Consider the following 25,521-nt stretch of genomic DNA (forward strand, 5'->3'; position numbering starts at 1 on the left):
TGTCTTGGCACGAGGCGGCTGTGCCTTCGTGGCACGGCCGCCGATCGATCGGTTGCGGGCGCAACCGGTTCGCAGTTCTCGGACGCGGTGGCGCGGGATGGGTGCCGTCTCTCGGCGGCACGCGGCTGGCGGCGGCATCGGCCCGATGCCGCCGTCGGGAACAGCGGGCTTATTTGAGTGCGTAGAGGCCGGTATAGCTGGCCGAGGCGATCTCGTTCAGGTGGATCATGAAGCGCGCGATCGCGTTGGTGGTGTCGGGCGTGATCGGCAGGCTGTCCACCTTCAGCGCGTGCACGCGGAAGATGTAGCGATGGGGCTTGTCGCCTCGCGGCGGCGCAGCACCGCCGAAACCCTCGTCGCCGTAGTCGTTGCGTACCTGCACGGTGCCGGCCGGCAATTGTGCGCCGCCGGGGGCGCCCGCGCCGGTGGGCAGGCTGGTGGTGCCGACCGGCAGGTTTACGGCCACCCAGTGCCAGAAGCCGCTGCCGGTGGGCGCGTCGGGATCGTAGACGGTGACGGCCAGGCTTTTCGCCTCGGCCGGCACGCCTTCCCAGCTCAGCGCCGGCGATAGGTTGTCGCCGTCGACGCCGAAACCTTCGTGCCGGTACTCCTGGGCTTTCGGCATCAAGCCGTTTTCGGGAAATGCGTCGGTGCGCAGCCGGAATTCGGCCATGGGCGTCTCCAGGATGTCGAGTTGGACCAGGCGCGTCGCCGTGCTGGCGGCAGGCACCGCCATGCCGACGCGAACCGGGCGAGTGTATCACCGGCATTGCGAATGCGACGTGTCGCCGGGGCGCTCCATGCCGACTGGTTCAGCCCTCGAAATCGAGCCCGCCCAGCAGGATCAGCGGCTCGCTCTGCGTGCGCGAGCCGAAGTCGATGCCGCGCGCGTCCTCCCAGTTCGGCAGCTTGCGCGAGAGTGCGTCGAGATAGTGCGCAAAGCGCGTGCCGTCGTCGGCGCCGACCAACTGCTCAATCTCGTCGGTATCCCAGGTCATGGTGAGGTTGAGCGGGAATCTGTAACCGTGCAGGCCGTGCAGATGCTCGTGGGAGGTGTTGACGATATCGACGTGGGTCGGGTGGCCGTGCCCGCCATAGGGACGTACCGTGGCGACGACGTGCGGGCCGAGCAGGGCCGTGATGCGTTCGGCGATGCGCGGCGCGAATTCGGCGTCGAACCGATGTGCGATGTCGGGGTTCATGGCGGCGCCTCGGGGATCGAAAGGGATCGAATATCCCGAAAATGCTAGCACGCGACCCCAAGCCGCGCCTCACCTGGCATGGCACAGGCTTACGCGGCGGTCTCGCCCGGTTTACAGGCGTAATCCGGCGTTACCACTTGCTGCACCTGTTACGGCCGAGCCGTCCCAGAATGGTCTCCATCACGTACCACCTTGAGTGGAGAGCAACATGATCAACAAGAAAATCGTCGCGGTGCTGGTGTCTGCCGGTGCGCTCGTCGTCGCGGGCCCGGCTTCCGCCCATGGGCGTTGGCACGGTGGGCATGGCGGCGGCGGTGGCGCCGTGGTCGGCGCGCTGATCGGCGGCGCGGTGCTGGGCGCGATCGTCTCGTCGGCGCTGGCGCCGGCTCCCGCGTATGCCGCGCCGGCCTACGCGGCCCCGGCCTACCAGGAACCGGCTTATCAGCCGGCCCAGTATCAATACCAGCAGGCTTATGCCGGCCCGCCCCCGGGTACCTGCTTCGATCGCTACCGCAATGTCTATGTGGCTTGCGGTCCGCAGCCGGCGCCGGGCTACTATCAGCAGCCGGGTTGGTAAGCCGCTGAACGGCACGAGACGGCGCGCGTCCTGCAGGGCGCCGCCGGTCTTCATTCAGTAGCGGGGAATACGCAGCGCCCGCTCCGGGTTTCCGGGGCGGGCGCTGCTTCGTTGGCGGGGCGGTGATCGCCCGTCGAGCAGGCGCCGTCGGATACGAGATCGGCCGGCAAGGCCGGCCGATTCACTGATACATCTGGTTGCAAGTTGCGCGCGCCGACCTCAGTGGCCGTGACCGCCGCCACCGCCGTGGCCACCGCCGCCTCCGCCGCTCCAACCGTTGCCGCCCCGCCCGCCGCCGCCATGCCAGCCACCGCCGCCGCCGTGCCAACCGCCGCCGTTGCCATGCCAGCCGCCGCCATTGCCGCGCCAGCCGTTGCCGCCGTGCCAGCCGCCGCGATCGTGCCAGCCATGGCCCCAGCGGTCGCCGCGATACCAGCCGCCACCGCCGCCGCCCCAGACGTTGACCGTGCCGTAGACAGGCGCATAGCCGGGGCCATAGGCGTAGCCGTCGGTGTAGTAGGGATCCGAATATCCGTAGTAGCCGTCGGGGGCGGCGACGCAGCCTGCCAGGGCAGCCGCGATCCCGAGCGTTCCAAGCAGTCTCAGCATGTGGGTTCTCCAGGGTGCTGTTGATTAGGAAGGAACGACTCGGCCAAGTTCGGGACCAATTGTGTCAGGAGATTACAATCGCGTAAGTCCTGCCGCGCCGGTGTGTCACGCACCGGCATCGCGCGGCGGCGCGCATCCTGTTTCTGGTTCCTTCCACCGTTCGATCAGGAGATCCGCATGCCTTGTCCGACCCGCTTGTCTGTCGTCGCTGCCGCAGCACTCCTTGCCCTCGGCACGGCGCGTCTCGCCGTGGCGCAGAGCGAGGCACCCGCGCCCGCATCCGTTGCCGCGCCGGCCGCCGCCAACGTCGACCTGAAGGCTTATCCGGCGCCCGCGGCCGGCATGCAGCGCGCGGTGATCACGCTGCCGCCCGCCGAGCTCGAGGATGACGTGCGCGTGCAGGTGATCGTCGGCAAGACCATGCCGGTCGACTGCAATATCCGCAGCTTTCCGGCCCGCCTGCAGCACGAGACCGTGTCCGGCTGGGGCTACCCCTACTATCGCGTGACCGATATCGGGCAGGTGGTCTCGACCATGAAGGCCTGCCCGCCCACCGCCGCGCCGCAGACCGAGTTCGTGATCGCGCAGGGCGACGGCTTCCTGCTGCGCTACAACAGCCGGCTGCCGGTGGTCGTGTATGCGCCGGTCGGCTACGAGGTGCGCTATCGGCTCTGGCAAGGCTCCAACGAGGTCGGGCGCGCGGTGGTGCGCTGAGCCTCGCCATCATCCCCCATCGCTGCCTTCAGTGCAGCGAGCAGTTCAGCCAGTTGCGGATGCGGATCGCGTCCGCGATATGGTCGCGCGGGCCGGGCGCGTCGAGCAGCACCACGTCGACGGGCCGCGCGCCGATCTGGTAGCGCATCACCACGCAGTGGCCGGCCTCGTTGATGAAGCCGGTTTTCTGCAGCGTGATGTGTCGATCCCCGCCGCGCACCAGCGCATTCGAATTCACGTAGCTGAGCTGGCCGTGCCCCGGCCTCACGATCTGCGCGCGATCGGTGGAGAAGGCGCGGATCGTCGAATAGCGGTTCGCCGCCGCGATCAGGCGCGAGAGATCGCGCGCGGTCGAGACATTGCGCGGCGACAGCCCCGTGGCGTTGACGAAATGCGTGTTGCCCATGCCGAGCGCGCGCGCCTTGCGATTCATTGCCGCGACGAAGGCCGGGCGGCCGCCCGGGTAGTCGCGCGAGAGCGCGGCCGCCGCGCGGTTCTCCGACGACATCAGCGCGATATGCAGCATGTCGCGGCGCGACAGCGTCGAGCCCACCTTCAGGCGCGAGCCGGTGAACTTGATGGTGTCGCGGTCGGCGCCGGTGACGCTGATCCTGCGTGCGAGCGGTGCGTGGCGATCGAGCGAGACCACCGCCGTCATCAGCTTGGAGACCGAGGCGATCGGACGAATCTGACTCGCATTGCGTTCGAGCAGGACGGTGCCGGTGCGCTCGTCGACCACGTAGATCGCGCGTGAGCGCAGCAGGCGCTTGGTGGCTGGCGTGTAGCCGCAACTGGCCAGCAATTGCGGCCGGGCGCCTGCACTGGCGGCGGCAGCGGCCTGGGCGGCAGCGGCGCGAGCGCTGGCCGTCGCGCGCGGGGCATGGCCCGGCGTCGGCAGCGGCTTGCGCTTCGGGTGGGTGCCGCGTGCGGCGCGCTTGCGATGCAGCCGCTCATGCTGCGCGGCCACGGCCGGCTTGGGCGTGACGCGGCGGCGCGGCTTCTTGCGGATCGTCGTGTGCGGACGCGGCTTGTGCGCCTTGGCGCGTTTGGCATGCGGTGCCGGCTTGACGTGCCGCTTGTTCGGCTTGGCGATGCAGCGGCGGGCATGGGCGCCGTGGGCTGTCGTCGCGCAGGCGCGAGTGCCGGGCGCGGCCGATGCGGCCTTGGGCAGCAGCGACGCGGCGAACGTCATCAGGAGCAGGACGAGCAGGCGTCGCAGGGCGGGAAGACGAGGGGCAAGGCGGAAGATAGGCTGGCGAATCATGCGGAATACGGCGGTTGGGCGAGGGCGGACCGGGCTGGCCGCGTCGCGCGTATGACCGGCGCCGCGCGCGAAGATTCACACGCGATTCCTGCGCGGGGCAGGATCGCGGCGCTCAATCCCAGAAACTGCGAATCGTCACCGCGACGATCACGGGCACCGAGAACACCAGCGGGATCGCGAAATAGGGCGCTTCGCGATCGACGATGTAGCTGTGGATCACCCAGCCCGCGCCGATCAGGAAGGTCGTCACGCCGGCGACGATGGCGATCAGGTTCTGTGTCCGGGTGGACGGGCGGCGTTTGGGTTTGTCGGATTCGGTGGGCATCGTCGGCGACGGCGGGAACGAAGGCGGCTGGCGCATCCAGGCGCGGCGGCCGGTCGCGCGACGCGCGACTCGACCATCATCGAACAAAGCGAGGCATCGCGCAAGGCGCGAGCCCCGCGCGGCGCGGGCTCAGGCGGCCGGATCGGCCTCGCCCGCCTCGACGCCGGCCGCGCCTTCGAGCAGGCGGCGCGTGGAGCGATACGACTGCAGCATCTGCTCCGGCCAGGGCGACTGCAGCATCACGGCCTCGTGGTTCTCGAAGGCCGAGGAGATCATCTGCGCCAGTTGCGGCGAGCGCAGGTGGCGCAGCAGCACCGTCAGCGCGATCGCGGTGGCCTGGCCGGCGCCGGCGGTCTGCAGTTCGGCGGCGGTCAGCGCGGCGATTTGTTCGTTGACGTTCATATGGGACTCCATCCAGTGCGGTGTGACAGGGGGCGCGATGGGCGCGGCAAAGGCGGGATTTTCGCACGATCGCGGGGCAGGGGCGGGATGTGGCTGGGGGGAGGCCCGGGCGGGCGCGATTTCTGGCTTATGCACAGGCGTTGCCTGCCGTGCTGCTGTGCATAAGTGGGCCGCGCAGGGATCAGAGCCGGTTTCGCAAATGCATCGCCGGCTTCGCCAAGCCGGCGGCGGCCGGCGACGATTCGGGTGTAATGCGATGGCTCATCTTCGACACAGGCCGCCATCATGGTGAGGACTTCCAGCAACATCACGCCGGTCGCGCCGGCCGAGGTTTCGCGCAACGACAGCCATCAGCCGTCCAGCCCCAACCGGCAGGACTCGGGCGGCGCGGTGCGCCGGCTTTCCACGGCGCACTTCGCCGGCATTCCGCAGAGTTTCTCTACACAGCGACAGCAAGCGGGGGCCGCGGGTTCGCGCCCGCGCAATCGCACCCCCTTGCCGGGCGGCGATAGCGCGACGCATGCATCGGCCGGGCAGGATCCGCGCATCGCGCATTTCTTCGCGCAAGCCGCGCCGCCCTTGCCGATACCGAGTGACGTGGCGATGCAGCAGGACATCCTGTCCACGCTCGGCCCGCTCAGCGATTCCGAGTCGATCGCCGTGATGCATGCGCTTCAGCAGCATTCGGGGCTGCCGGAGGGCACGCATCCGGCGGTCGCGAAGGTGCACGCGGAAATGTTGAAGAAGATGACCCAGCAGATGCATCGGATCCTTGATGAGATGGTCAAGAATCTCGAGAAGGCGAAAGAGAAGGATATCGACAAGGAGTAGGGGGCAACTCCGCGCTCGCGCTTTACAAATCGCTTGAAGAACGGCGCCTCGGATCGAGGCGCCGTTCTTCATGGCGGCCGATATCGGTCCTGTCTCTCTCAGCTTGCATTCCCGCGTGCCTGGACAGTTGCCGCCGCCACTGTCGCATCAGGTGCCTCAGCCGGAGTGGGTAGGCAAGGCCCCACGTTTTCAGATAGTGAGGATGTAGGGATGGTTGCGTCCGTGAGCTTTGTGCATTCACGCAAGCTGAGATCGACCAGGCCGAATCCAACCGTTCGCATGTCGTGTTTGTTTTCGCTCACGTCACAGGGCCGAAGGGCTCCTCGCACCTCGATGGCAATCATCAGCAAGCGGCGCTGAACGGCATCCGCATCGAGATCGACGATCCATTCCAGGCCACCGTCCTGATTGACGACGGCTCGGCATTCCCGACCGTTGACGGTGATCCTCACGTCCGGCGCTTGCGCGGGAGGCGGGGCATAGACGTAGCCGCGCAGGGTCAGGACGAAACCTGCGTCAGCCCTGGCGGCTGCCGAGCAGTCCAGCGGCACCAGCAGCCAGGCGCGCGGCTCCGCTGTCCATGCTCCCCATGATTCGGGCCAGTGCCAGCCGTGCGTGAAGAATGTGGTCGCCGCGGCGGGGGTGCCCGAGGCGAGGTTCATCGGCTGTTCCGGCGTCAACACCGGGAATTCGGGCAAGCCGCCCGCAGCCTGGTCCAGCCCCCAACGGTAGGCGAAGATCTGGGTGAGCGTGTCCTCGGCAAACGTCGGGGACGGCGCTGCGGACAAGCGCGAGCCGAGCTGGCTTCGCGCGGCCGAGAACGCTTCCAGCGCGCGGGCACTGGCCACTTCGAGCCGCACCGGAATCCAGGCAGAGCACTCGGGCGGCAGCCGGCTGGCGGTATTGCGGTCGTCGGCAAGCAGGTGCCGAACGTCGCTGCAGCCCAGATAGGGCGCTTCCTTGAGCACGCCGGACGATATCGCGCCGACGAAGGCCAGGTTGTCGGCGCAGAGCAGGCTGTAGGTATTGTGCTTGATCAGCAGGGCATTGGGGATGCTGTCGAGCAGGACATCGAATTGCCGCGTATCGGCCTGGGCAGGATGAGGACGGATGGCCAGCAGGTCGACCTGTTGTGCCCACTGGCGGATCGGTTCGATGAAATCGGCAGGCTGGGCCAGGCGCCCGCCGCCGATCAGGGCCAGGTCGACGCTGGTCTGCCCGACGAACAGGCCCACGCTCAGGTCGGCGTTCACGATGGACGAATGTCCGCGTCGGGCGAAGTGGCCGCGCAGGCCGGCCGCGTTGGACCAGAACGTCTCCTCGTCGATGCGCAGGTGCTCGAGTTCTTCCCGGATGCCCGGGTCGTTGGTGCGCACCGCCAGATGCAGGTCACGCGTGAAGCGGATCGAGTCGATTTCCACGTCGATGAAGGCCGCGCCCTGGTTGTCCACGTATTGCATGATGGCCGGCGTGAGGCCCCAGCCGATTACCAGGCTGGCGGGCGTCAAGGCCAGCATGGCCAGGTGCTCGGCTGCGGGTTGCAGGTCGGCGACGCAGGCGGCCGCCCAGCCGGCACGGTCTGAGGACAGGCCCAGGCTTTCCATGATCTTCGGCACGCAGATGCTGCCGCGCTGCGACTGCACGCTGAGCTCGCGCACGCGCCAGCCCAGCCTCGATGCACCCGTGCCGAAGAAGGCTCGCAGGAATTTGCGGTTCTCCGGCGAGGGAGGCAAACCGTTTTCGGCTACCCGGAAAAAATCGTCGATGAAGACCAGTTCCTCGATGGGGGGCCGTTGCTTCCGTGACTGCATGGTTCCTATGGTTCTTCTTGAGGGTTGCTTGTATTGATCGCGAAAGTTCGATTTTCCGTGCCAGGAAGGGGCTTGCCAATCAGGGCGGGCGAGCATGGGCAAGGGCGCGGGTGAGAGCATCGACGCGTCGCTGCCATTTCTGGATATCGGCGCGCGAGAGCAGGGCTGTAGAGGGGGCGGGAAACTATTGAGCAATTCGACGCGTGATCAGGACGATCTTGGAAGAGGCGGCTCAGCATGTCGCGGATTCGATTTCTGCCGTGTTTCATTCGCCGCGTCGCATTGTGTCGGCAAGTATGGTTAGGGGCAACAGTCGTCTTTTAGGTCTGCGATAGCGCTTCGAGAACAGTCCCCGGAAGGACGAAGCGATTTCTGTCCTTCGGGGGCGACGTCGTGTTGTCGCTTGGAATTCCTGCGGCCATTTGTTGATGAACGTGACGGCATCGAGGCCAGTCAGGCCGAGGTCTTGCTCGGGGTGTGAGTGAAGGGAGAGAGACAGCTCGCCGCCGAAGGGTGAGCGCTCAAGTTCCTTGGGGTGAGCGCCTGCTGGCGCGTCCACATGTCGTCTGCCGTGGCGTCGAGTACCTGGATTCCAAGCCTGGCGAAACGGTAGGCGCTCCTGCAGGACTGAAATATCTGGTTTGATCGGATGATTCCGGATGTGTATTGCCTTGGATGGGCCCCCGACCATACATGCACATCTTCGCCGCATTTGAGCATCCGCCCAGTCGTGCTAGCGTCCTGATCACAGGGCTATGCAATCTGCTGTGCCCGACATCCCGAAAGGAACCTCATCATGAAGCTATAGCTTCGCGCCTATACGCGCCCGTCCGAGAGAAATTCGAATGAGATATCAGCCGCTCAGCAGCAAGACGCTACGTCTACTCAAAGACTCCCCTCCCTATATCCGCACGTCTGGTTGTGAACCTCGGTCAGGTTCCCGAGTTGGTCCACTGGGTCTAAAGGCTAATCGAATTGAGTCGCGACTAGGTAGCGTGATTCAGCATCGCCTCGTGCTCAGCTGTCTATACCTCCTGGCCATAACGAATCAGGCTTTGCGCCGCTTGTGCAACCTCGTTCCCAGGGGGCTGGTATGAGCGAGCAAACTAACCTGATCACTCGCGCCGCCGACGAGTTGGATGCTGGCATTCGCGCTTTTCGCCACGTCGGCGCTATCTTCGACGCGATCCGCCGGTGTGCAAGTTCAGGTGCCGCTAACCAAAGCGAACTGATGTATTTATGCGAAGCTGGTCATGAAATAGCGGCGCAACACAGTAAGCGATCAATTGAGGCATCCTGGGCACTGCGACATGAGGAGCAACCTCGTTTTGAATGTGCAGCGCGTGTCGAGCGCGTCGATTTATCGACGGTGGCTACGTAGTGGGAAGGGAGCTGCTTTTCATGGACGCAGTGTTTGGGATGCCTTGGATATTTCCATTTTGCTGATGGGGGGCACGTAAGCGGCGTCCCATGTCGCGTAGACGGAACGTCACCTATCTACAGCCGTGACGGAATCTCGATATCATTCCACTACAGGAATCGGACTCAGATTCCGGAGAAACAGCGAGCCGCCGAAGCTATGGCCGCCGCCTCGGCGAGAACCCGGCAAGGGTTCACCTAGCGAGCTAATGACACTATGAACAAATCGCAAGTTATCGAAATCGCGGACTCTGGGCCTTCATCAGGTGCGGTTAAGCTTGCAATCGCGACCTTCATTGGGCTGTGGCTTCCATGGATCGGCTTTGCATACTGGTACGTCGAGGTCGGCGGATTTCATAGCGGAATCTTCGCAGCAGGCATGATGAGCTTCCTTGTATTTACCGCTGCTACTTGGGTCGTGACACCCTTATTTACATTGATTTATGTCGTTTATGCGAAACGTTCAGAGCTTCGCAAAACATACGACCAAGTAATGTTCGCCATTGAATGTTTGATACTTCTGGGAATGTGGGCGGCTATGATAGCCCCATTCGCCGACCGGTAGATCGGAGCATACGCGGCCGTGGCTAATGCGACATTGGAGAAGCCCACCTCCTTCGTTGCGGGACGGAAACCCGTTTCGTGTCCTTCTTCTCATCACCCGGATCGATGCCGCGGCGATGGGGGTATCGACGCCGAGCACTTTGGGGTATATCCCCACTGATACCCCCAAGGTGCTTGGCTTGTATTGGGCAACTGTGGGCAATGATGGCAGCAAAAAAACCCGCACAGCAAGGCTCTGCGGTTTTTTTTAGGCAATCTTGGGAGGCTTTGGGAGGCTAACTGGTCCCCCCGACAGGAATCGAACCTGTATCTAGCGCTTAGGAGGCGCTTGTTCTATCCATTGAACTACGGGGAGCGGATAGTCGCGAGGCAACTCATCGAGCGTACCTGCGTGAGCAATGCAGAGGACCCGGGCGCCACAGCTAGGCAGGGGCAACCCATTCAGCGGGTGAGAGTATAGCAAAGACCACCGCCCTGAAAAATCTCAAGCAACCAGACCCTCAAATCGAGCGAATCGCCTTCGCCCCGAGCATCCTCAAAACTCCACCACCACGAAATCATCCTTGCCCACATCGCACAGCGGGCAACGCCAATCCGCCGGAATATCCGCGAACCGCGTCCCTGCCGGCAGCCCTTCATCGGGCAGGCCTTCTTCCTCGTTGTAGGTCCAGCCGCAGATAAGGCAGACCCAGCTCTTGAATTCGACGACTTCGCTCATGGTGTTCATTCTGAAATGGGATGACGGGCATCCGGACCGGCACCGCATTCTCACGCTCGCGCGCGCATGCGCCCCGTGTGCGCCCCGACAAACCGCGCAATATACCCGAAACACCCGGCCATTCCGCGAAAGCGGCGCCTTGGCTCAGCCACGCGGTTTTCACGAGCCGGGGTGTATGCTTGGTCGCGCTTCACCCACAACATCGAACAGGAGAGAAGCATGAACACGAGCAAGCGATGGATGGCCGGCATGCTTTGCGCCAGCGCGTTCGCGGCGGTGGCGCTGGCGGGCACGGCGCGGGCGGAGGAACCGCACGTCTATTTCGTCGCGCCGGCCGAAGGCGCGACGGTCTCGAACCCGGTCCACGTCAAGATGGGCGTGGAAGGCATGCAGCTGCGCCCGGCCGGCGACATGACGCCGAACACCGGCCATCATCACCTGGAGATCGACGGCGGCCCGATCCCGAAGGGCGAGGTGATCCCGGCCAGCGAGCATTCGCTGCATTTCGGCAAGGCCCAGACGGAAACCGATATCCAGCTGCCGCCCGGCAAGCACACGCTGACGCTGCAGTTCGGCGACGGCATGCACCGCTCCTATGGCCCCGCCATGAGCCAGACGATCACCGTCAACGTGGATCACTGAGGCACCGCATCAATACCGGCGCAGGCGCGATCCCGCTCCTGCGCCGGCCAGCCCCCGGCAAGCCTCGGCCGAGCGCGCGGCATCCCGCGAAACGCGCGCTCGCCACCCCCGGCCATCCGGCCGAAGCGGCGCCGCCCGCGATGCCCGTTACAATGGGCGTTTCCGAATCCCTTTCTTCGCCGCTTCCCCCATGTCGCTCTATTCCATTACCGGCGCGCAGCTTGCGTTCGGTCACGTCGCGTTGCTCGATCACGCGGATTTCTCGCTCGAAGCCGGCGAGCGCGTCGGTCTCATCGGCCGCAACGGGGCGGGCAAGTCCTCGCTGCTGAAGATCGTCGCCGAACTGGCCCGCCCCGACGACGGCCTGGTCACGCGCCAGCAGGACCTGGTGACGGTCTACGTGGAGCAGGAGCCCGAGTTCGGGCCGGGGCAGACGGTGTTCGAGGCGGTCGCCTCGGGCCTCACGCACACGCAGGCGCTGCTCGACGAATTCGACGTGATCGCGCATCGCCTGGCCGACACGCCCGAAGGCGCGGAACACGACGCGCTGATGGCGCGCATGAACACGCTGCAATCCTCGCTGGACCTGCACGACGCCTGGAACTGGCGCACCCGCGTGGCCACCACGCTGGCGCAGATCGGCCTGGACGGCGCGCAACGGGTGGAGGCGCTGTCGGGCGGCATGAAGAAGCGCGTCGCGCTGGCCCGCGCGCTGGTGCTGCAGCCCGACGTGCTGCTGCTCGACGAACCGACCAACCACCTCGACTTCGAAGGCATCCGCTGGCTCGAGGAACTGCTGGTCTCGCAGCGCTCGAGCGTGTTGTTCATCACCCACGATCGCGCCTTCCTCGATCGCGTCGCCACGCGCATCGTCGAACTCGACCGCGGCCGCCTGCTGTCCTATCCCGGCAACTTCTCGCAGTACCAGGTCCGCAAGGAACAGCAGCTCGAGGTCGAGCGCGTCGAGAACGACAAGTTCGACAAGCTGCTCGCCCAGGAGGAAGTCTGGATCCGCAAGGGCGTCGAGGCACGCCGCACGCGCAGCGTGGGCCGCATCGCGCGGCTGGTCGAGATGCGCAAGGAGCGCACCGAGCGCCGCAACGCGCAGGGCAATGTCCGCCTCGACGTGGCGCAGGGCGAGAAGTCCGGCAAGATCGTCGCCGAGCTGACCGACGTGACGATCCGCTACGACGGCCGCACCTACATCGACGGCTTCACCGGCACCGTGATGCGCGGCGACAAGATCGGCCTGATCGGCCCGAACGGCGTGGGCAAGACCACCATGCTCAAGCTGATCCTCGGCGAGCTGACGCCCGACGAGGGCAAGGTGCGCACCGGCACCAACCTTCAGGTGGCCTATTTCGACCAGATGCGCGCCCAGCTCGACCTCGACAAGAGCCTGGCCGACACCATCAGCCCCGGCAGCGAATGGGTCGAGATCGGCGGCACCCGCAAGCACGTGATGAGCTACCTGGGCGACTTCCTGTTCGCGCCCGAGCGGGCCCGCTCGCCGGTGCGCTCGCTGTCGGGCGGCGAACGCAACCGCCTGCTGCTGGCGCGCCTGTTCGCGCGCCCGGCCAACGTGCTGGTGCTCGACGAGCCGACCAACGATCTCGACATCCCCACGCTCGAACTGCTGGAAGAACTGCTGACCGACTACGACGGCACCGTGCTGCTGGTCAGCCACGATCGCGCCTTCCTCGACAACGTGGTCACCTCGGTGATCGCGGCCGAGGGCAATGGACTCTGGCGCGAGTACGTCGGCGGTTTCACCGACTGGCAGACCCAGCACGCGCGCTCGGAAGAACTGGCGAAGGACGCCGCCAAACGCAGCGGCGAAGCCGCGCGCGAGGCCGCCCCGGCGCCCAGGGACGACGCCGGCAAGAACGCCGCGGCCGGCCGCAACACGCAGCGCAGCGTCAAGCTCTCGTTCAAGGAGCAGCGCGAGCTCGATGCGCTGCCCGAGCAGATCGCCGCGCTCGAGGCGGAGCAGAAGGCGATCAACGCGCAGCTCGAGGACGGCAGCATCTTCGCGCGCGACGCCAAGGAGGGCACGCGGCTGACCGAGCGCTACGCGGCGCTCGACGACGAACTGCTCGTGGCGCTGGAGCGCTGGGAGGAGCTCGAGGCCAAGCGCAAGCCGTCATGAGCGCGCGCGCAGGGAACCAGTAAAATACGCCGCGTTCCGGCCCTGGTGCCGTTCGCGGCGCCGGTGCGCCGCCCGCTTTCGGAGCAGTCGCGTAATCGCATTGTTTCGATTGGCTTTTTTATCGAATTCAACGTTTTGTCCACGATGTTGTCCACATCAACTGGGGATAACAGCGGCGGACGATTGACGAACTAGCGCCTATGTCCACGAAAAAGCCCGCAGCGGCCTACAGCGAAGCATCGATCAAGGTGCTGAAGGGCCTCGAGCCCGTCAAGCAGCGGCCCGGTATGTACACGCGTACCGAGAACCCGCTGCACATCATCCAGGAAGTGATCGACAACGCCTCCGACGAGGCGCTCGGCGGTTACGGCAAGCAGATCATCGTCACCCTGCATGCGGACCAGTCGGTCTCGGTCGAGGACGACGGCCGCGGCATCCCGTTCGGCATGCATCCCGACGAGGGCGTGCCGGTGGTCGAGATCGTCTTCACGCGCCTGCACGCGGGCGGCAAGTTCGACAAGGCCGCCGGCGGCGCCTACACCTTCTCGGGCGGCCTGCACGGCGTGGGCGTGTCGGTCACCAATGCGCTGGCCACGCGCCTGGACGTCACGGTCTGGCGCGAGGGCAAGTTCGCCGAGCTCGGTTTCGCGCACGGCGACGTGGTCAAGCCGCTGGTCACGCAAAGCGCAGGCCGCGGCGAGAAGAAGTCCGGCACGCGCGTGCGCGTCTGGCCGGACGGCAAGTATTTCGATTCGCCGAACCTGCCGCTGGGCGAGCTGCAGCGCCTGCTGCGCTCGAAGGCGGTGCTGCTGCCGGGCGTGGAGGTGGTGCTGGTCACCGAGAAGACCGGCGAGCGCCAGAGCTGGAAGTACGAGGACGGCCTGCGCGGCTACCTGCTCGACGAGATGAACGGCAGCGAGCTGCTGATCCCGTTGTTCGAGGGCGAGCGCTTCGCCGACGCGAAAACCTCGGGCGACGACAGCTTCGCCGACGGCGAGGGCGCCTCCTGGGTGGTGGCCTGGAGCGAGGAAGGCTCGCTCACGCGCGAATCCTACGTGAACCTGATCCCCACGCCGGCCGGCGGCACCCACGAATCCGGCCTGCGCGACGGCCTGTTCCAGGCGGTCAAGAGCTTCGTCGAGCTGCATAACCTGCAGCCCAAGGGCGTCAAGCTGCTGGCCGAGGACGTGTTCGCGCGGGTGTCCTTCGTGCTGTCGGCCAAGGTGCTGGACCCGCAGTTCCAGGGGCAGATCAAGGAGCGCCTGAACAGCCGCGACGCGGTCAAGCTGGTCTCCTCGTTCACGCGCCCGGCGCTGGAGCTGTGGCTGAACCAGCACGTCGAGCACGGCAAGAAGCTGGCCGACCTGGTGATCAAGCAGGCCCAGGCGCGCACGCGCGCCGGCCAGAAGGTCGAGAAGCGCAAGAGCTCGGGCGTGGCGGTGCTGCCCGGCAAGCTGACCGATTGCGAGACGCAGGACATCGCGCGCAACGAGCTGTTCCTGGTCGAGGGCGATTCCGCCGGCGGCTCGGCCAAGATGGGCCGCGACAAGGAATACCAGGCGATCCTGCCGCTGCGCGGCAAGGTGCTCAACACCTGGGAAACCGAGCGCGACCGCCTGTTCGCCAACAACGAGGTGCACGACATCTCGGTGGCGATCGGCGTCGATCCGCATGCGCCGGATGACCACGTCGACCTGTCGAACCTGCGCTACGGCAAGATCTGCATCCTGTCGGACGCGGACGTCGACGGCGCGCACATCCAGGTGCTGCTGCTGACGCTGTTCTTCAAGCACTTCCCGCAGCTGATCGAGCGCGGCCACGTGTTCGTGGCGCGTCCGCCGCTGTTCCGCGTCGACGCGCCCGCGCGGGGCAAGAAGCCGGCGCAGAAGCTCTACGCGCTCGACGACGGCGAACTCGAGGCGATCCTCGACAAGCTGCGCAAGGACGGCGTGCGCGAGACGCAATGGTCGATCAGCCGCTTCAAGGGCCTCGGCGAGATGAGCGCCGAGCAGCTGTGGGACACCACCATGAACCCGGACACGCGGCGCCTCGCGCCGATCGCCCTGGGCGGCCTCGACTACGACGCGACGGTCTCGCGCATGACGATGCTGATGGGCAAGGGCGAGGCCTCCGCGCGGCGCAGCTGGCTCGAGGAAAAGGGCAACGATGTCGAGGCGGATATCTGAGCGGCGTGATGCGCGCCGCCCACCGCCCCTGAACGGATACGGAAGCTACAGCAGATGGATGACAAGACCCCCGACTTTTTCGATGAGCCGCCGAGCCCGCCGGACGACGGCAACGTACTGACGCTCGGCGACTACGCCGAGCGCGCCTATCTCGACTACGCGGTGAGCGTGGTCAAGGGCCGCGCGCTGCCCGACGTCTGCGACGGCCAGAAGCCGGTGCAGCGCCGGATCCTCTACGCGATGAACGAGATGGGGCTGGGCAACAACGCCAAGCCCGTGAAATCGGCGCGCGTGGTGGGCGACGTGCTCGGCAAGTACCACCCGCACGGCGACCAGTCCGCCTATGACGCGCTGGTGCGCCTGGCGCAGGACTTCTCGATGCGCTACCCGCTGATCGACGGCCAGGGCAACTTCGGCTCGCGCGACGGCGACGGCGCGGCCGCGATGCGGTACACGGAAGCGCGGCTCACGCCGATCGCGCAACTGCTGCTCGACGAGATCGACCAGGGCACGGTCGACTTCATGCCGAACTACGATGGTTCCTTCGAGGAGCCGAAGCTGCTGCCGGCGCGCCTGCCCTTCGCGCTGCTCAACGGCGCCTCGGGCATCGCGGTGGGCCTGGCCACCGAGATCCCCTCGCACAACCTGCGCGAGGTGGCGGCCGCGGCGGTGGCGCTGATCCGCAACCCGAAGCTCAACCATGCCGAGCTGATGCAACTGGTGCCGGGCCCGGACTTCCCCGGCGGCGGCCAGATCATCTCCAGCGACGCGGAAATCTCCGCGGCCTACGAAGTCGGCCGCGGCAGCCTGAAGGTGCGCGCGCGCTGGAAGATCGAGGAACTCGCGCGCGGCCAGTGGCAACTGGTGGTCAACGAGCTGCCGCCGAATACCTCCTGCCAGAAGGTGCTCGAGGAGATCGAGGAACTCACCAATCCGAAGATCAAGGCCGGCAAGAAGACCCTCACGCAGGAACAGGCCAATACCAAGAAGACCCTGCTCGACCTGCTCGACGCGGTGCGCGACGAATCGGGCAAGGATGCGCCGGTGCGCCTGGTGTTCGAGCCGAAGTCGCGTGCCCTCGACCAGAACGAGTTCGTGCAGTCGCTGCTCGCGCACACCAGCCTGGAATCGAACGCGCCGCTCAACCTGGTGATGATCGGCAACGACGGCCGGCCCGCGCAGAAGGGGCTCGGCGCGATCCTCGGCGAGTGGGTCGGGTTCCGCCAGTTGACCGTGACGCGGCGCTGCCGCCACCGCCTGGGCAAGGTCGACGACCGGATCCACATCCTCGAAGGCCGGATGATCGTGTTCCTGAACATCGACGAGGTGATCCGGATCATCCGCGAGTCGGACGAGCCGAAGGCCGCGCTGATGTCGGCGTTCGGGCTGAGCGAGCGCCAGGCCGAGGACATCCTCGAAATCCGCCTGCGCCAGCTCGCGCGGCTCGAGAAGATCAAGATCGAGAAGGAACTGGAGGAGCTGCGCGCCGAGAAGGCCAAGCTGGAGGACCTGCTGGCCAACGAAAGCGCGATGAAGCGCCTCTTGATCAAGGAGATCGAGGGCGACGCCAGGCAGTTCGGCGACGACCGCCGCACCCTGATCCAGCAGGAGAAGCGCGCCACCTTCGAGGCCCGCGTGATCGACGAGCCGGTGACGGTGGTGGTGTCGCAGAAGGGCTGGGTGCGAGCGCTCAAGGGCCACGGGCTCGACCCGGCCAGTTTCAGCTTCAAGGCTGGCGACGGCCTTTACGCGGCCTTCCAGTGCCGCACCCCGGACACATTGATCGCCTGGGGCAGCAAGGGCCGCGTGCATTCGGTGCCGGTGCAGGTGCTGCCGGGCGGACGTGGCGACGGCGTGCCGGTCACCTCGCTGATCGAGCTCGAATCGGGTACCCACCTGATGCACTATTTCGCGGCCGGCGCCGAGCAGCCGCTGCTGCTGGCCTCGAGCAACGGCTTCGGCTTCATCGCCAAGGTCGGCGACATGATCAGCCGCCAGAAGACCGGCAAGGCCTTCATGACGATCGACGAGGGCGCGGTGCCGCTCGCGCCGATGCCGGTGATGCCGCTGGCCACCCAGGTGGCCTGCCTGTCGGCCCAGGGGCGCTTGCTGGTGTTCGGCCTCGACGAGATGAAGACGCTGTCGGCCGGCGGCCGCGGCGTGATCCTGATGGCGCTCGAGGACAAGGAAGCGCTGGTCCAGGCGCTGGCCATCGACGGTCGCGGCGTGGTGCTGCAAGGCACGGGCCGGGGCGGCAAGGCACAGGAGGTCGTGCTGGCCGGTGCCGCGCTCGCGCCGGTGGTCGGCAAGCGGGCTCGCAAGGGCCGCGCGCCCGATCTCAAGCTCAAGCTCGCGGGCCTGCGCCCGATCCTCGACTGAGTCCGGCGGGGCGCGCCAAGGCGCCCCGGCCAAGCTGCCAGCCCCGGCTTCGCTCACCGCGCGCCGGGGCTTTTTCATGGCATCGCGGCGCGCGGCCGGAGCGCGGCCTCGACGCGCTCCGGCGACAGCCGGCGCGATTTCGTGTCAAATGTCGCCCGCGCATCGAACCGACGGGCCGCGCGTCGGTCGAACCGGGTCATGCCGGCGCCCGCCGCGCGCTCGAGCCTGCCTCGATCCCGGTCCGGCGGCGCGTTTCGTCCGATAACAACACCCAGGATCGCTCATGTCCCACGCCATCGCCGTCGCGCTGTTCCTCCATCTCCTCGCCATCGCGGTCTGGGTGGGCGGGATGGTGTTCGCGCATTTCTGCCTGCGCCCCGCGCTGTCCGATCTCTCGCCGCAACTGCGGCTGCCGCTGATCGAGGCGGTGTTCGGCCGCTTCTTCAACTGGGTGGCGGGCGCGGTGATCGTCACCCTGTTGTCGGGCGGCTTCCTGCTGACCGCCTTCGGCGGCGGCCACGCGAGCTGGCCGCTGCACGCGATGGCCGGCATCGGCGTGCTGATGATGCTGATCTTCGGCCATATCCGCTTCGCGATCTTCCCGCGCATCCGCCGCGCCGTGCAGGCGCAGAACTGGCCCGACGGCGCGCGCGCGGTCGGTGCGATGCGCCTGCTGGTGCTGATCAACCTAGTGCTCGGCGTGGTGACGATCGGCACGGCGGTGCTGTCGCGCGGTTTCTGAACCAGCTATGAGCGGCGCCGTGACAGCGGCGCCGTCGTGATATCGGCGGGGGAGGGCGAGGCGGGACCGGACGCCCGGGGCGTCTCGCTCAATGCCCCGCGAACAGCAGCCACCACCCGCCGCAGGCGAGCGCCACCATCCCATACACCGCATATACCGGCACCCGGCTGCGCAGGAAGGCTGCGCAGGCCAGCACGCCGATCAGCCAGTAGCCGGGCGCGGCCGGCATGCCCAGCAGGATGCGCAGCACGGCGATCGCCAGGAAGGCGGTGGTGGCCGCGCGCAGCATGCGCATGCCGTGCTCGAAGCGTGGATTGCGGCGCAGCCGGTGCACGTGCCGCTGCGCGAACACCACCAGGCAGGCCGAGGGGATGAACAGCGCGGCGGTGGCCAGCAGCGCGCCGCGCCAGCCGTCGCTCAGGTAGCCGAGGAAGGGCACCACGTTCAGGAGCGGCCCGGGCGAGACCGGCGAGAGCGCGAAGGCCAGCGTGAAATCGTGTTCGCTGATGCCCACGGCCGGCGTGACGAACAGCGCCTTGAGCACCGGCAGGGCCGAGAAGCCGCCGCCGAACAGGGTCATGCCGGCACCGGCCAGTCGCGCCCACAGCAGACTGGCCTCGTAGGCGGGCGGCATCGGCAGCGCGAACAGGGCCACCAGCAGGGCCAGCACCACCAGCATCGCGCGCTCGGCCGGCAGCAGCACGAAACGCGGCGCGCTGCCTCGCTCGCGGCTGCCGAACCAGCCCGCGGCGAAGGCACCCAGCAGGATCGCGACGAAGGCGGCCGGGCTGTGCGCCAGCGTCAGCAACACGGTCGAGACCGCCGCCACCACCCGCTCGGCCCGCCCCTTGGCGAGCGTGCGCACCTGGCGCAACCAGGTCACGCCGATCAGCGCCGCCAGCACCATGCCGAACGCGTGCAGCAGCATCGGCGAGGCCAGCGAGCGCACCGCCGGCGAGCGATAGAAGATCGCGAAACCGGTCATCAGCACGAAGAAGGGCAGCACGCTGGCCAGTCCCGCGATCCACGCGCCGGCGCGGCCGCGCAGCACCTGGCCGACCTGGATCGCGACATTGCAGCCGACCGGGCCGGGCACCATCCAGGCCAGCGCGATCAGGTCGGCATAGGTGGTCGAGTCGATGCGCCTGACGCGCTCGACATAATGGCGCTCGAGCTGCGCCATCATCGCCAGGCCGCCCCAGGACACCGCGGACACGCCCGCGACGATCCGGAACAGCGACCATAAGGATTCCTGCTCGCCGCGCAGGGCGGCGCTATCGGTGCTTGTGTTCATCGTTATCTTGGTCTCTCAGCGACGGGCGTTGGCCAACGCGTCGTCGATTCCGCCTGCTTTTGTTGCTGCCCGAATCGGGTCGGGCGCGGCGCCGCTCGGTGGCGACGTCTCGATTGCGCTGCCGTGCGAGGCGCAGTCCGCACGGCGCGCCGGCTCGTGATCAGCCGCGGCCGGGGTTGCCCGGTTCGTTCTCGAAGTTGGCGATCGCGCGCGCTGCCGTCTCGCGCGTGCCGCACACGCCGAAGCGCGCCAGCAGGGCCGGGATACCGTCGACCGGCACCGGCCGCGAGAACAGGAAACCCTGCGCCTGGATCTGCCCGAGCGCCGACAGCCAGGCCACCTGCTCCTCGGTCTCGGTGCCCTCGACCACCACCGTCAGGCCCAGCGCGCGCGCCAGGTGGACGATCGAGGAGACCATCACGCAGACGCTGCGGTCGGCCGGGATCGCCTGCACGAAGGAGCGGTCCACCTTCAGCGTGTCGACCGCGAAGCGGTGCAGGTAGGACAGCGAGGAATAGCCGGTGCCGAAATCGTCGAGCGCGATGCGGATGCCGAGCTTCTTGAGCGCCATGATCTTGTCCGAGACCAGCTCGGGGTATTCCATCATCGCGGTTTCGGTGATCTCGATCTCCAGGCGGTTGGCCTGGATGCCGCTCTCGTCGATCGCCTGCGAGATGGTCTCGATCAGGTCGCCGCGCCAGAACTGCACCGGCGAGATGTTGACGGCCAGCGTCAGCGTGTCGTGGCCCTCCTCGCGCCAGCGCGCGAGCTGCCGGCAGGCGGTGCGGATCACGTAGTCGCCGATCGGCACGATCAGGCCGGTCGATTCGGCGATGGTGATGAATTCGTTGGCGGCGATCAGGCCGTGCTCGGGATGCTCCCAGCGCACCAGCGCCTCGAAGCCGGTGATGCAGCGCTGCGCCAGGTCGATCTTGGGCTGGAAGGCGAGGAACAGCTGCCCTTCCGAGAGCGCGATGCGCAACTGCTGTTCCCAGCGCATCAGGTGGTCGGCGCGATGCGAGAGATGCGGCGCGTAGAACTGGTAGCAGTTCTTGCCGGCGTCCTTGGCGCTGTACATCGCCAGGTCGGCCTTCTTGAGCAGGTCGATCTCGCTTTCGTTGGCCACCGAGTGCAGGGCGATGCCGATGCTCGCATGCAGCACGAAGGTGCTGCCGCGCACGTCGAAGGGCTTGCCGAACATGCGTATCACCGATTCGGCCAGGCGCACCGCGCGGCGCTCGGCATCGTCGCCCTTGACCACCACCACGAACTCGTCGCCGCCGATGCGCGCCAGCGTGCCCTCGGCCTCGACCGCGTCGGACAGGCGCGCGGCCGTCATCTGCAGCACAATGTCGCCGGCGTTGTGGCCCAGCGTATCGTTGACGGTCTTGAAATTATCGAGGTCGATGAACAGGATCGCGAGACGCTTCAGGCTGGACGGCTGGGCCACGTCGTTGCGCAGCCCGCGCAGCGTGGTGTAGCGGTTCGCCAGCCCGGTCAGCAGGTCGTATTCGGCCAGCTGGGTCATCTCGCGCTCGCGGCCCAGCAGCTTGCCGATCAGCCCGGTGGCCACGCCGAAGAAGGCCAGCATGGCGAGCGTGATGAAGCTCGTCATCAGCAGGTAGACGTTGCGCGTGTGGTTGTAGTCGGCCAGTTCCTCGGCTTGCGACAGCCCCACCAGCACGCCCAGCGGATAACCGTCGAGATGCCGGTACGAGACGATCCGCAGGGTGCCGTCGATCGGGTCCGCGTAGGTGCCTGAGACGCGCTCGGCGATCGGGTACACGCCGGTGGCCGAGAAGGTGCCGGCCGCGTTGCCGGCCGAGCCGGTGCGCCGCGCCAGCACCGCGCCGGTGTCGGACACCACCGCGATCACGCCTTCCTTGCCGATCGCGGCATTGTTGTAGAAGTCGCTGGTGAAGTAACTCGGGTCCTCCGAGACCACCACCACGCCGGCGAACTTGCCGTCCGGGCCGTTCAGGCGCCGCGTCATCTGCAGCGTCCACTGGCCCGAGACGCGGCCGAGCACCGGGCGGCTGATGTAGAGCTCGTCGTCGTTGTGGCTGGCGTGGACCTGGAAGTGCTCGCGGTCGGACAGGTCGAGCGGCTTGGGATGGGTTTCGGCGGTATTGGCGAGCAACTGCCCCTGCGCGTTGACCAGCGAGACCTGGATCAGCGTGTCGCTCGGCACCACGCCCTTCTCGACGGTGCTGGCGAGATTGAAGTTGCCGGGCGACTTCTCGAACTCGAACTTGACGAAGCGGGTGATCTGGTCGACCTGGTGGATCGCCTTGATGGTGTGCTGCTCGAGCGCGGTGGAGAGGATCGCGGCGGAGGCCGCGGCTTCGCGGTAGGCGCTTTCCTTCTCGACCGACAGCCGCATCACGATCACCGCCCACAGCAGCGCCAGCGCCAGCACGCCGAGCAGCGGGATCGCGAACAGCGCGCGACGGCGCGTCTTGCGCGCATGGGGCAGGCGCGCTTGCGCGGCGAGGTTGCGAAGCGAATTCATTGGAGGGCAGGGGGGATGATCGACATGGATGCGTGTTCGGATCACGAGGGCAACGAGGGCGACGACGGCCCGCGGCGCGATGGCCCGGGCTCCGGCAGCGGCGCGCCGCGGACAGCGCGCCTGCCGGCGACGGGAGCGTGCGGCCCTGGCCGCTTGCGCCGTGGCGCGGGACATGTGCCCGGGCCATGCGTGGTGGTGTCGCTCCCGCCCTTCGCGGCTTGTGTTTGGTATCCGACTCCTTCGACGGCTCGCCGCCGCCACGCAGGCGTGACGGACGGCCGATCTCCCGGTTGAACCCGCGGCCGGCCCCGGCGCGGGCAGTATCGATGACCGTGGTCTGGCGCCGCGGCCGGCGCCCAACCGCTAGGACCACGAATCACTCGGCATGCAGCAAAAACGGCCGATAGGTCCCGATATTACTGGTTGGAAAAGGAATTAGATAGCGAGGGCAAAAACCGAGACGCGGCGTGCAACGCTCGACGGCGGCCTGACGGCGGCTCGAACGCCGAAAACGCGGCGAAAACGCCCGGAAAGCCGATGGAAAGCCGGCGCGGGCGGCGCGGGAAGGCCGCCCGGCGTGGTTCACGGCAGCAGGAAGCTGCCGTCGATCACAGTGATGGCGTCGCCGCCAATCCAGATTTTCCCGGTGGCGTCGTATTCGACCGACACCCGGCCGTCGCGGCCCAGCGCGGTGCCCTGGCGGGCCGTGTAGGTAGGGCCGGAATGCAGGCCCTGGTGCGCCAGCAGCCCGGCGATCGCGGCATTGGCGCTGCCGGTGACGGGATCCTCGACGATACCCGAGGCTTCGGCGGTGATCAGGCAGCGCACCTCGAAGTCGGCCGGGCCGCCCGCCGGATGCGGCGCATAGGCCGCCACGCCGAGCGCGCCGACCGAATCGGCGAGTGCGCGCAGCGCGTCCGGATCCGGCGCCAGCGCCAGGCAGTCAGCCGCGGTGGCCAGGCGCACCACCAGCCAGGGCGTGCCGTTGTCGGTGGCGCAGGGCGTGGCCTCGAACACGATCGCCTCGGAGCGCAGCGCGGCGGCCAGCGCCGCGTGCGAGGCGGCGCCCAGGGGCGTCACGCGCGCCGGCGGCGCCGCGAAGGCGCGGGGGCCGCCTTCGGCCGGCTCGCGCAGCTCGACCAGCCCGGCGCCGCATTGCTGGACCAGGCGGCCCGGCGTGCGCGGCGCCAGGCCCGCCTCGCGCACCGCGTGGGCGGTGCCGAGCGTGGGGTGGCCGGCGAAGGGCAGTTCCCGGTGGGTGGTGAAGATCCGCACGCGGTAATCGGCGCGCGGATCGGTCGGCGTGCAGACGAAGCTCGTTTCCGAGAGGTTCGTCCAGCGCGCGATCGCCTGCATCTGCGCCTCGGACAACGGATCCGCATCGAACACCACGGCCAGCGGATTGCCGTGGAACGGCACCGCCGTGAAGACGTCGACCTGCTTGAAGCGAACCCGCCGCGCCGTCATTCGACTTCGGCGATCAGTTCGATCTCGACGCAGGCGCCCAGCGGGATCTGCGCCACGCCGAAGGCCGAGCGTGCATGCTTGCCGGCGTCGCCGAACACCTCGGCGATCAGCTCCGAGGCGCCGTTGGTGACCAGGTGCTGCTCGGTGAATTCGAGCGTCGAGTTGACCAGGCTCATCAGCTTGACGATGCGCTTGACGCGGTTCAGGTCGCCGGTGTGGGCGTGCAGCGTCGCCAGCAGGTCGATCGCCACGCCGCGCGCGGCGGCGCGGCCGTCCTCGGTGGACAGGTCCAGGCCGAGCTTGCCGGCCCACACCTTGCCGTCCTTCTTGGCGATATGGCCCGACAGGTAGACCGTATTGCCGCTTTGCGCGCTCATCACGTAGGCGGCGGCCGGCGCGCCCGCGCTCGGGAGTTCGATGCCGAGTGCCTTCAGCTTGTCGTAGACGTTTGCCATCTGTCGTATGTCCTTGGTTTGGGTTGGAGGGGTGATCAGGGGCCGGAAACCGGCGCGGGCCTCACAGGCGTTCGCGCAACAGCTTGCCGAGCCGCGCGACGCCCTGCTCGATCTGCTCGGGCGGCACCGTCACGAACGACAGGCGCAGGGTATTGGCCTGCGCGTCGTTGGCGAAGAACGGCGCGCCCGGCACGAAGGCCACGTTCTGGGCGATCGCGGCCTCGAGCAGGGCCATGCTGTCGATGCTCGCGGGCAGTTGCACCCAGACGAACATGCCGCCTTCGGGGCGATTCCAGCTCACGCCGGCCGGCATGTGCCGCGCCAGCGCGTCGAGCATCGCGTCGCATTGTGAGGCATACAGCGCGCGGATGCCGGGAACGTGCTCGTCGAGGAAGCCGTCGCGGATCACCTCGTGGGCGATCCGCTGGGTCAGCGAGGGGGTGTGCAGGTCGGTGGCCTGCTTGGCCTGCACCAGCTTGAAATGCAGCGATTCGGGCGCGATCAGGTAGCCGATCCGCAGCCCCGGCGCGAGCACCTTGGAGAAGCTGCCGAGATGGACGATATGGTCGGGCGCCATCGACAGCATGGTCGGCAGCGGCTCGCCGCGGTAGTTGAGCGCGCCGTAGGGATCGTCCTCGATCACCGGGAACGGGCTCGACTGCGCGAAGGCGGCCAGCGCGCGGCGGCGTTCCACCGGCAGGCGGCGCCCGGTCGGGTTCTGGAAGTTCGGCTGGGCGTAGAGCAGGCGCGCGCCGGCGGTCAGCTCGGGGGTGAGCGCCTCGGGCACCAGGCCGGACTCGTCGCTGGGCACCTGCACGTAGTTCGGTTCGTGCAGCGAGAAGGACTGCAGCGCGCCGAGGTAGGTGGGCGTTTCCACCAGCACGCGGCTGGCCGGGTCGATCAGCACCTTGCCGAGCAGGTCCAGCGCCTGTTGCGAGCCGGTGGTGATCAGCACCTGGCCGGTGCGCACGCGATGACGCTCGGCGATCCATTCGCGCAGCGGCAGGAAACCCTCGGTGGCGCTGTACTGCAGCGCGGCGGCCGGCGCGTCGCGCAGCACGCGGTCGGCGGCCGCGCGCATGCGCTCGGCCGGGAAGGTGGAGGGCGCCGGCAGGCCACCCGCGAACGAAATGACATCGGGCTGCTCGGTGACCTTCAGGATCTCGCGGATCGCGGAGCTGGTCAGCTTGCGGGCGCGTTCGGAGAGGGGCCAGTTCGGTTGGGGCAGCTCACTCATGATGTCCTCATCGGGTGGGGAA

23 protein-coding genes and 1 tRNA gene are annotated in these 25,521 nt (G+C 67.4%); 10 read left to right on the plus strand and 14 right to left on the minus strand.

The features are described 5' to 3' along the window. Window positions 1-169 precede the first annotated feature (169 nt). Together FB600_RS22115 and FB600_RS22120 are read right to left on the minus strand one after the other, a co-directional pair. Window positions 170-673, minus strand: coding sequence for a YbhB/YbcL family Raf kinase inhibitor-like protein (locus FB600_RS22115; RefSeq protein WP_025096584.1), 504 nt, complete (start codon window positions 671-673; stop codon window positions 170-172). Between the two features lie 139 nt (window positions 674-812). Further along, complete coding sequence (locus FB600_RS22120) at window positions 813-1,202, minus strand: DUF5594 family protein (protein WP_096750380.1); 390 nt, start codon at window positions 1,200-1,202, stop codon at window positions 813-815. 208 nt (window positions 1,203-1,410) lie between these two features. On the opposite strand from FB600_RS22120, the gene FB600_RS22125 reads away from it, so the two are divergent. Next, window positions 1,411-1,779 (plus strand): ecotin precursor, encoded by a 369-nt coding sequence (locus FB600_RS22125; protein WP_164467552.1) that lies wholly within the window; start codon window positions 1,411-1,413, stop codon window positions 1,777-1,779. A 219-nt stretch (window positions 1,780-1,998) separates the two neighbouring features. On the opposite strand, the gene FB600_RS22130 is transcribed toward FB600_RS22125, so the two are convergent. Further along, entirely contained in the window at window positions 1,999-2,388 is a 390-nt protein-coding gene (locus tag FB600_RS22130) for a hypothetical protein (RefSeq protein WP_036049615.1), read from the minus strand. 177 nt (window positions 2,389-2,565) lie between these two features. Here FB600_RS22130 and eco point away from each other — a divergent pair, with 177 nt between their 5' ends. Further along, the gene (gene eco / locus FB600_RS22135; protein ID WP_096750382.1) at window positions 2,566-3,102 is read left to right on the plus strand and encodes a serine protease inhibitor ecotin; all 537 of its coding nucleotides are present in this window, start codon (window positions 2,566-2,568) and stop codon (window positions 3,100-3,102) included. A 28-nt stretch (window positions 3,103-3,130) separates the two neighbouring features. Here the strand turns inward: eco and FB600_RS22140 are convergent, their stop codons facing one another. From FB600_RS22140 to FB600_RS22150, 3 genes are all read right to left on the minus strand, one after another. After that, window positions 3,131-4,366, minus strand: a complete 1,236-nt coding sequence (locus tag FB600_RS22140) for a serine hydrolase (RefSeq protein ID WP_145757351.1) — start codon at window positions 4,364-4,366, stop codon at window positions 3,131-3,133. A 112-nt stretch (window positions 4,367-4,478) separates the two neighbouring features. After that, on the minus strand, window positions 4,479-4,691 hold the full coding sequence (locus FB600_RS22145) for a hypothetical protein (RefSeq protein WP_025096578.1): 213 nt from the start codon (window positions 4,689-4,691) through the stop codon (window positions 4,479-4,481). 129 nt (window positions 4,692-4,820) lie between these two features. Continuing rightward, complete coding sequence (locus FB600_RS22150) at window positions 4,821-5,093, minus strand: hypothetical protein (RefSeq protein ID WP_013699011.1); 273 nt, start codon at window positions 5,091-5,093, stop codon at window positions 4,821-4,823. 285 nt (window positions 5,094-5,378) lie between these two features. Between FB600_RS22150 and FB600_RS22155 the strand changes: the two genes are divergently transcribed. Further along, complete coding sequence (locus tag FB600_RS22155) at window positions 5,379-5,924, plus strand: hypothetical protein (protein ID WP_096750384.1); 546 nt, start codon at window positions 5,379-5,381, stop codon at window positions 5,922-5,924. A gap of 98 nt (window positions 5,925-6,022) precedes the next feature. Here the strand turns inward: FB600_RS22155 and FB600_RS22160 are convergent, their stop codons facing one another. Further along, window positions 6,023-7,735 carry a hypothetical protein gene (locus FB600_RS22160; RefSeq protein ID WP_186021860.1) on the minus strand — a complete coding sequence of 571 codons (1,713 nt, stop codon included), beginning with the start codon at window positions 7,733-7,735 and terminating at the stop codon, window positions 6,023-6,025. Window positions 7,736-8,828: 1,093 nt separating this feature from the next. On the opposite strand from FB600_RS22160, the gene FB600_RS22170 reads away from it, so the two are divergent. Together FB600_RS22170 and FB600_RS22175 are read left to right on the plus strand one after the other, a co-directional pair. After that, complete coding sequence (locus FB600_RS22170) at window positions 8,829-9,116, plus strand: hypothetical protein (protein WP_127837671.1); 288 nt, start codon at window positions 8,829-8,831, stop codon at window positions 9,114-9,116. 255 nt (window positions 9,117-9,371) lie between these two features. Next, window positions 9,372-9,719, plus strand: a complete 348-nt coding sequence (locus tag FB600_RS22175) for a hypothetical protein (protein WP_145757353.1) — start codon at window positions 9,372-9,374, stop codon at window positions 9,717-9,719. 279 nt (window positions 9,720-9,998) lie between these two features. Here the strand turns inward: FB600_RS22175 and FB600_RS22180 are convergent. Further along, window positions 9,999-10,073: transfer RNA gene (locus FB600_RS22180), tRNA-Arg, on the minus strand. A gap of 180 nt (window positions 10,074-10,253) precedes the next feature. Then, window positions 10,254-10,436, minus strand: coding sequence for a rubredoxin (locus FB600_RS22185; RefSeq protein WP_013698980.1), 183 nt, complete (start codon window positions 10,434-10,436; stop codon window positions 10,254-10,256). A gap of 219 nt (window positions 10,437-10,655) precedes the next feature. Here FB600_RS22185 and FB600_RS22190 point away from each other — a divergent pair, with 219 nt between their 5' ends. The 5 genes from FB600_RS22190 (at window position 10,656) to FB600_RS22210 (ending at window position 18,534) form a co-directional block, all read left to right on the plus strand. Further along, window positions 10,656-11,078: a DUF4399 domain-containing protein gene (locus FB600_RS22190; protein ID WP_036049653.1), complete on the plus strand. Its 423-nt coding sequence runs from the start codon at window positions 10,656-10,658 to the stop codon at window positions 11,076-11,078. A gap of 190 nt (window positions 11,079-11,268) precedes the next feature. Then, window positions 11,269-13,227 carry an ATP-binding cassette domain-containing protein gene (locus FB600_RS22195; RefSeq protein WP_098181699.1) on the plus strand — a complete coding sequence of 653 codons (1,959 nt, stop codon included), beginning with the start codon at window positions 11,269-11,271 and terminating at the stop codon, window positions 13,225-13,227. 200 nt (window positions 13,228-13,427) lie between these two features. Further along, window positions 13,428-15,413 carry a DNA topoisomerase IV subunit B gene (locus tag FB600_RS22200; protein ID WP_036036003.1) on the plus strand — a complete coding sequence of 662 codons (1,986 nt, stop codon included), beginning with the start codon at window positions 13,428-13,430 and terminating at the stop codon, window positions 15,411-15,413. Window positions 15,414-15,467: 54 nt separating this feature from the next. Beyond that, window positions 15,468-17,792, plus strand: a complete 2,325-nt coding sequence (parC, locus tag FB600_RS22205) for a DNA topoisomerase IV subunit A (RefSeq protein WP_096750387.1) — start codon at window positions 15,468-15,470, stop codon at window positions 17,790-17,792. 283 nt (window positions 17,793-18,075) lie between these two features. Further along, window positions 18,076-18,534 (plus strand): CopD family protein, encoded by a 459-nt coding sequence (locus FB600_RS22210; RefSeq protein WP_013698975.1) that lies wholly within the window; start codon window positions 18,076-18,078, stop codon window positions 18,532-18,534. Window positions 18,535-18,622: 88 nt separating this feature from the next. On the opposite strand, the gene FB600_RS22215 is transcribed toward FB600_RS22210, so the two are convergent. The 5 genes from FB600_RS22215 to FB600_RS22235 all read right to left on the minus strand — a co-directional run bounded on the left by FB600_RS22215 (window position 18,623) and on the right by FB600_RS22235 (window position 25,499). Further along, the gene (locus FB600_RS22215) at window positions 18,623-19,828 is read right to left on the minus strand and encodes a chromate transporter (RefSeq protein ID WP_096750388.1); all 1,206 of its coding nucleotides are present in this window, start codon (window positions 19,826-19,828) and stop codon (window positions 18,623-18,625) included. A 160-nt stretch (window positions 19,829-19,988) separates the two neighbouring features. Continuing rightward, complete coding sequence (locus FB600_RS22220) at window positions 19,989-22,340, minus strand: EAL domain-containing protein (RefSeq protein ID WP_098153763.1); 2,352 nt, start codon at window positions 22,338-22,340, stop codon at window positions 19,989-19,991. Between the two features lie 582 nt (window positions 22,341-22,922). Next, window positions 22,923-23,807, minus strand: a complete 885-nt coding sequence (locus FB600_RS22225; protein ID WP_098153764.1) for a PhzF family phenazine biosynthesis protein — start codon at window positions 23,805-23,807, stop codon at window positions 22,923-22,925. Beyond that, entirely contained in the window at window positions 23,804-24,262 is a 459-nt protein-coding gene (locus FB600_RS22230; RefSeq protein WP_013698971.1) for a RidA family protein, read from the minus strand. The genes FB600_RS22225 and FB600_RS22230 overlap by 4 nt, the downstream gene beginning before the upstream one ends. Before the next feature lie 61 nt (window positions 24,263-24,323). Beyond that, window positions 24,324-25,499: a PLP-dependent aminotransferase family protein gene (locus FB600_RS22235; RefSeq protein ID WP_098181702.1), complete on the minus strand. Its 1,176-nt coding sequence runs from the start codon at window positions 25,497-25,499 to the stop codon at window positions 24,324-24,326. Window positions 25,500-25,521: the final 22 nt, after the last annotated feature.

This window comes from Burkholderia sp. SJZ089, assembly GCF_007828315.1.
Classification (GTDB): Bacteria; Pseudomonadota; Gammaproteobacteria; order Burkholderiales; family Burkholderiaceae; genus Burkholderia; species Burkholderia gladioli.

Coding starts and splice junctions, on each gene's coding strand:
- FB600_RS22115 (WP_025096584.1), bottom strand. CDS start 673: ATGGCCGAATTCCGGCTGCGCACCGACGCATTTCCCGAAAACGGCTTG.
- FB600_RS22120 (WP_096750380.1), bottom strand. CDS start 1,202: ATGAACCCCGACATCGCACATCGGTTCGACGCCGAATTCGCGCCGCGC.
- FB600_RS22125 (WP_164467552.1), top strand. CDS start 1,411: ATGATCAACAAGAAAATCGTCGCGGTGCTGGTGTCTGCCGGTGCGCTC.
- FB600_RS22130 (WP_036049615.1), bottom strand. CDS start 2,388: ATGCTGAGACTGCTTGGAACGCTCGGGATCGCGGCTGCCCTGGCAGGC.
- eco (WP_096750382.1), top strand. CDS start 2,566: ATGCCTTGTCCGACCCGCTTGTCTGTCGTCGCTGCCGCAGCACTCCTT.
- FB600_RS22140 (WP_145757351.1), bottom strand. CDS start 4,366: ATGATTCGCCAGCCTATCTTCCGCCTTGCCCCTCGTCTTCCCGCCCTG.
- FB600_RS22145 (WP_025096578.1), bottom strand. CDS start 4,691: ATGCCCACCGAATCCGACAAACCCAAACGCCGCCCGTCCACCCGGACA.
- FB600_RS22150 (WP_013699011.1), bottom strand. CDS start 5,093: ATGAACGTCAACGAACAAATCGCCGCGCTGACCGCCGCCGAACTGCAG.
- FB600_RS22155 (WP_096750384.1), top strand. CDS start 5,379: ATGGTGAGGACTTCCAGCAACATCACGCCGGTCGCGCCGGCCGAGGTT.
- FB600_RS22160 (WP_186021860.1), bottom strand. CDS start 7,735: ATGCAGTCACGGAAGCAACGGCCCCCCATCGAGGAACTGGTCTTCATC.
- FB600_RS22170 (WP_127837671.1), top strand. CDS start 8,829: ATGAGCGAGCAAACTAACCTGATCACTCGCGCCGCCGACGAGTTGGAT.
- FB600_RS22175 (WP_145757353.1), top strand. CDS start 9,372: ATGAACAAATCGCAAGTTATCGAAATCGCGGACTCTGGGCCTTCATCA.
- FB600_RS22185 (WP_013698980.1), bottom strand. CDS start 10,436: ATGAGCGAAGTCGTCGAATTCAAGAGCTGGGTCTGCCTTATCTGCGGC.
- FB600_RS22190 (WP_036049653.1), top strand. CDS start 10,656: ATGAACACGAGCAAGCGATGGATGGCCGGCATGCTTTGCGCCAGCGCG.
- FB600_RS22195 (WP_098181699.1), top strand. CDS start 11,269: ATGTCGCTCTATTCCATTACCGGCGCGCAGCTTGCGTTCGGTCACGTC.
- FB600_RS22200 (WP_036036003.1), top strand. CDS start 13,428: ATGTCCACGAAAAAGCCCGCAGCGGCCTACAGCGAAGCATCGATCAAG.
- parC (WP_096750387.1), top strand. CDS start 15,468: ATGGATGACAAGACCCCCGACTTTTTCGATGAGCCGCCGAGCCCGCCG.
- FB600_RS22210 (WP_013698975.1), top strand. CDS start 18,076: ATGTCCCACGCCATCGCCGTCGCGCTGTTCCTCCATCTCCTCGCCATC.
- FB600_RS22215 (WP_096750388.1), bottom strand. CDS start 19,828: ATGAACACAAGCACCGATAGCGCCGCCCTGCGCGGCGAGCAGGAATCC.
- FB600_RS22220 (WP_098153763.1), bottom strand. CDS start 22,340: ATGAATTCGCTTCGCAACCTCGCCGCGCAAGCGCGCCTGCCCCATGCG.
- FB600_RS22225 (WP_098153764.1), bottom strand. CDS start 23,807: ATGACGGCGCGGCGGGTTCGCTTCAAGCAGGTCGACGTCTTCACGGCG.
- FB600_RS22230 (WP_013698971.1), bottom strand. CDS start 24,262: ATGGCAAACGTCTACGACAAGCTGAAGGCACTCGGCATCGAACTCCCG.
- FB600_RS22235 (WP_098181702.1), bottom strand. CDS start 25,499: ATGAGTGAGCTGCCCCAACCGAACTGGCCCCTCTCCGAACGCGCCCGC.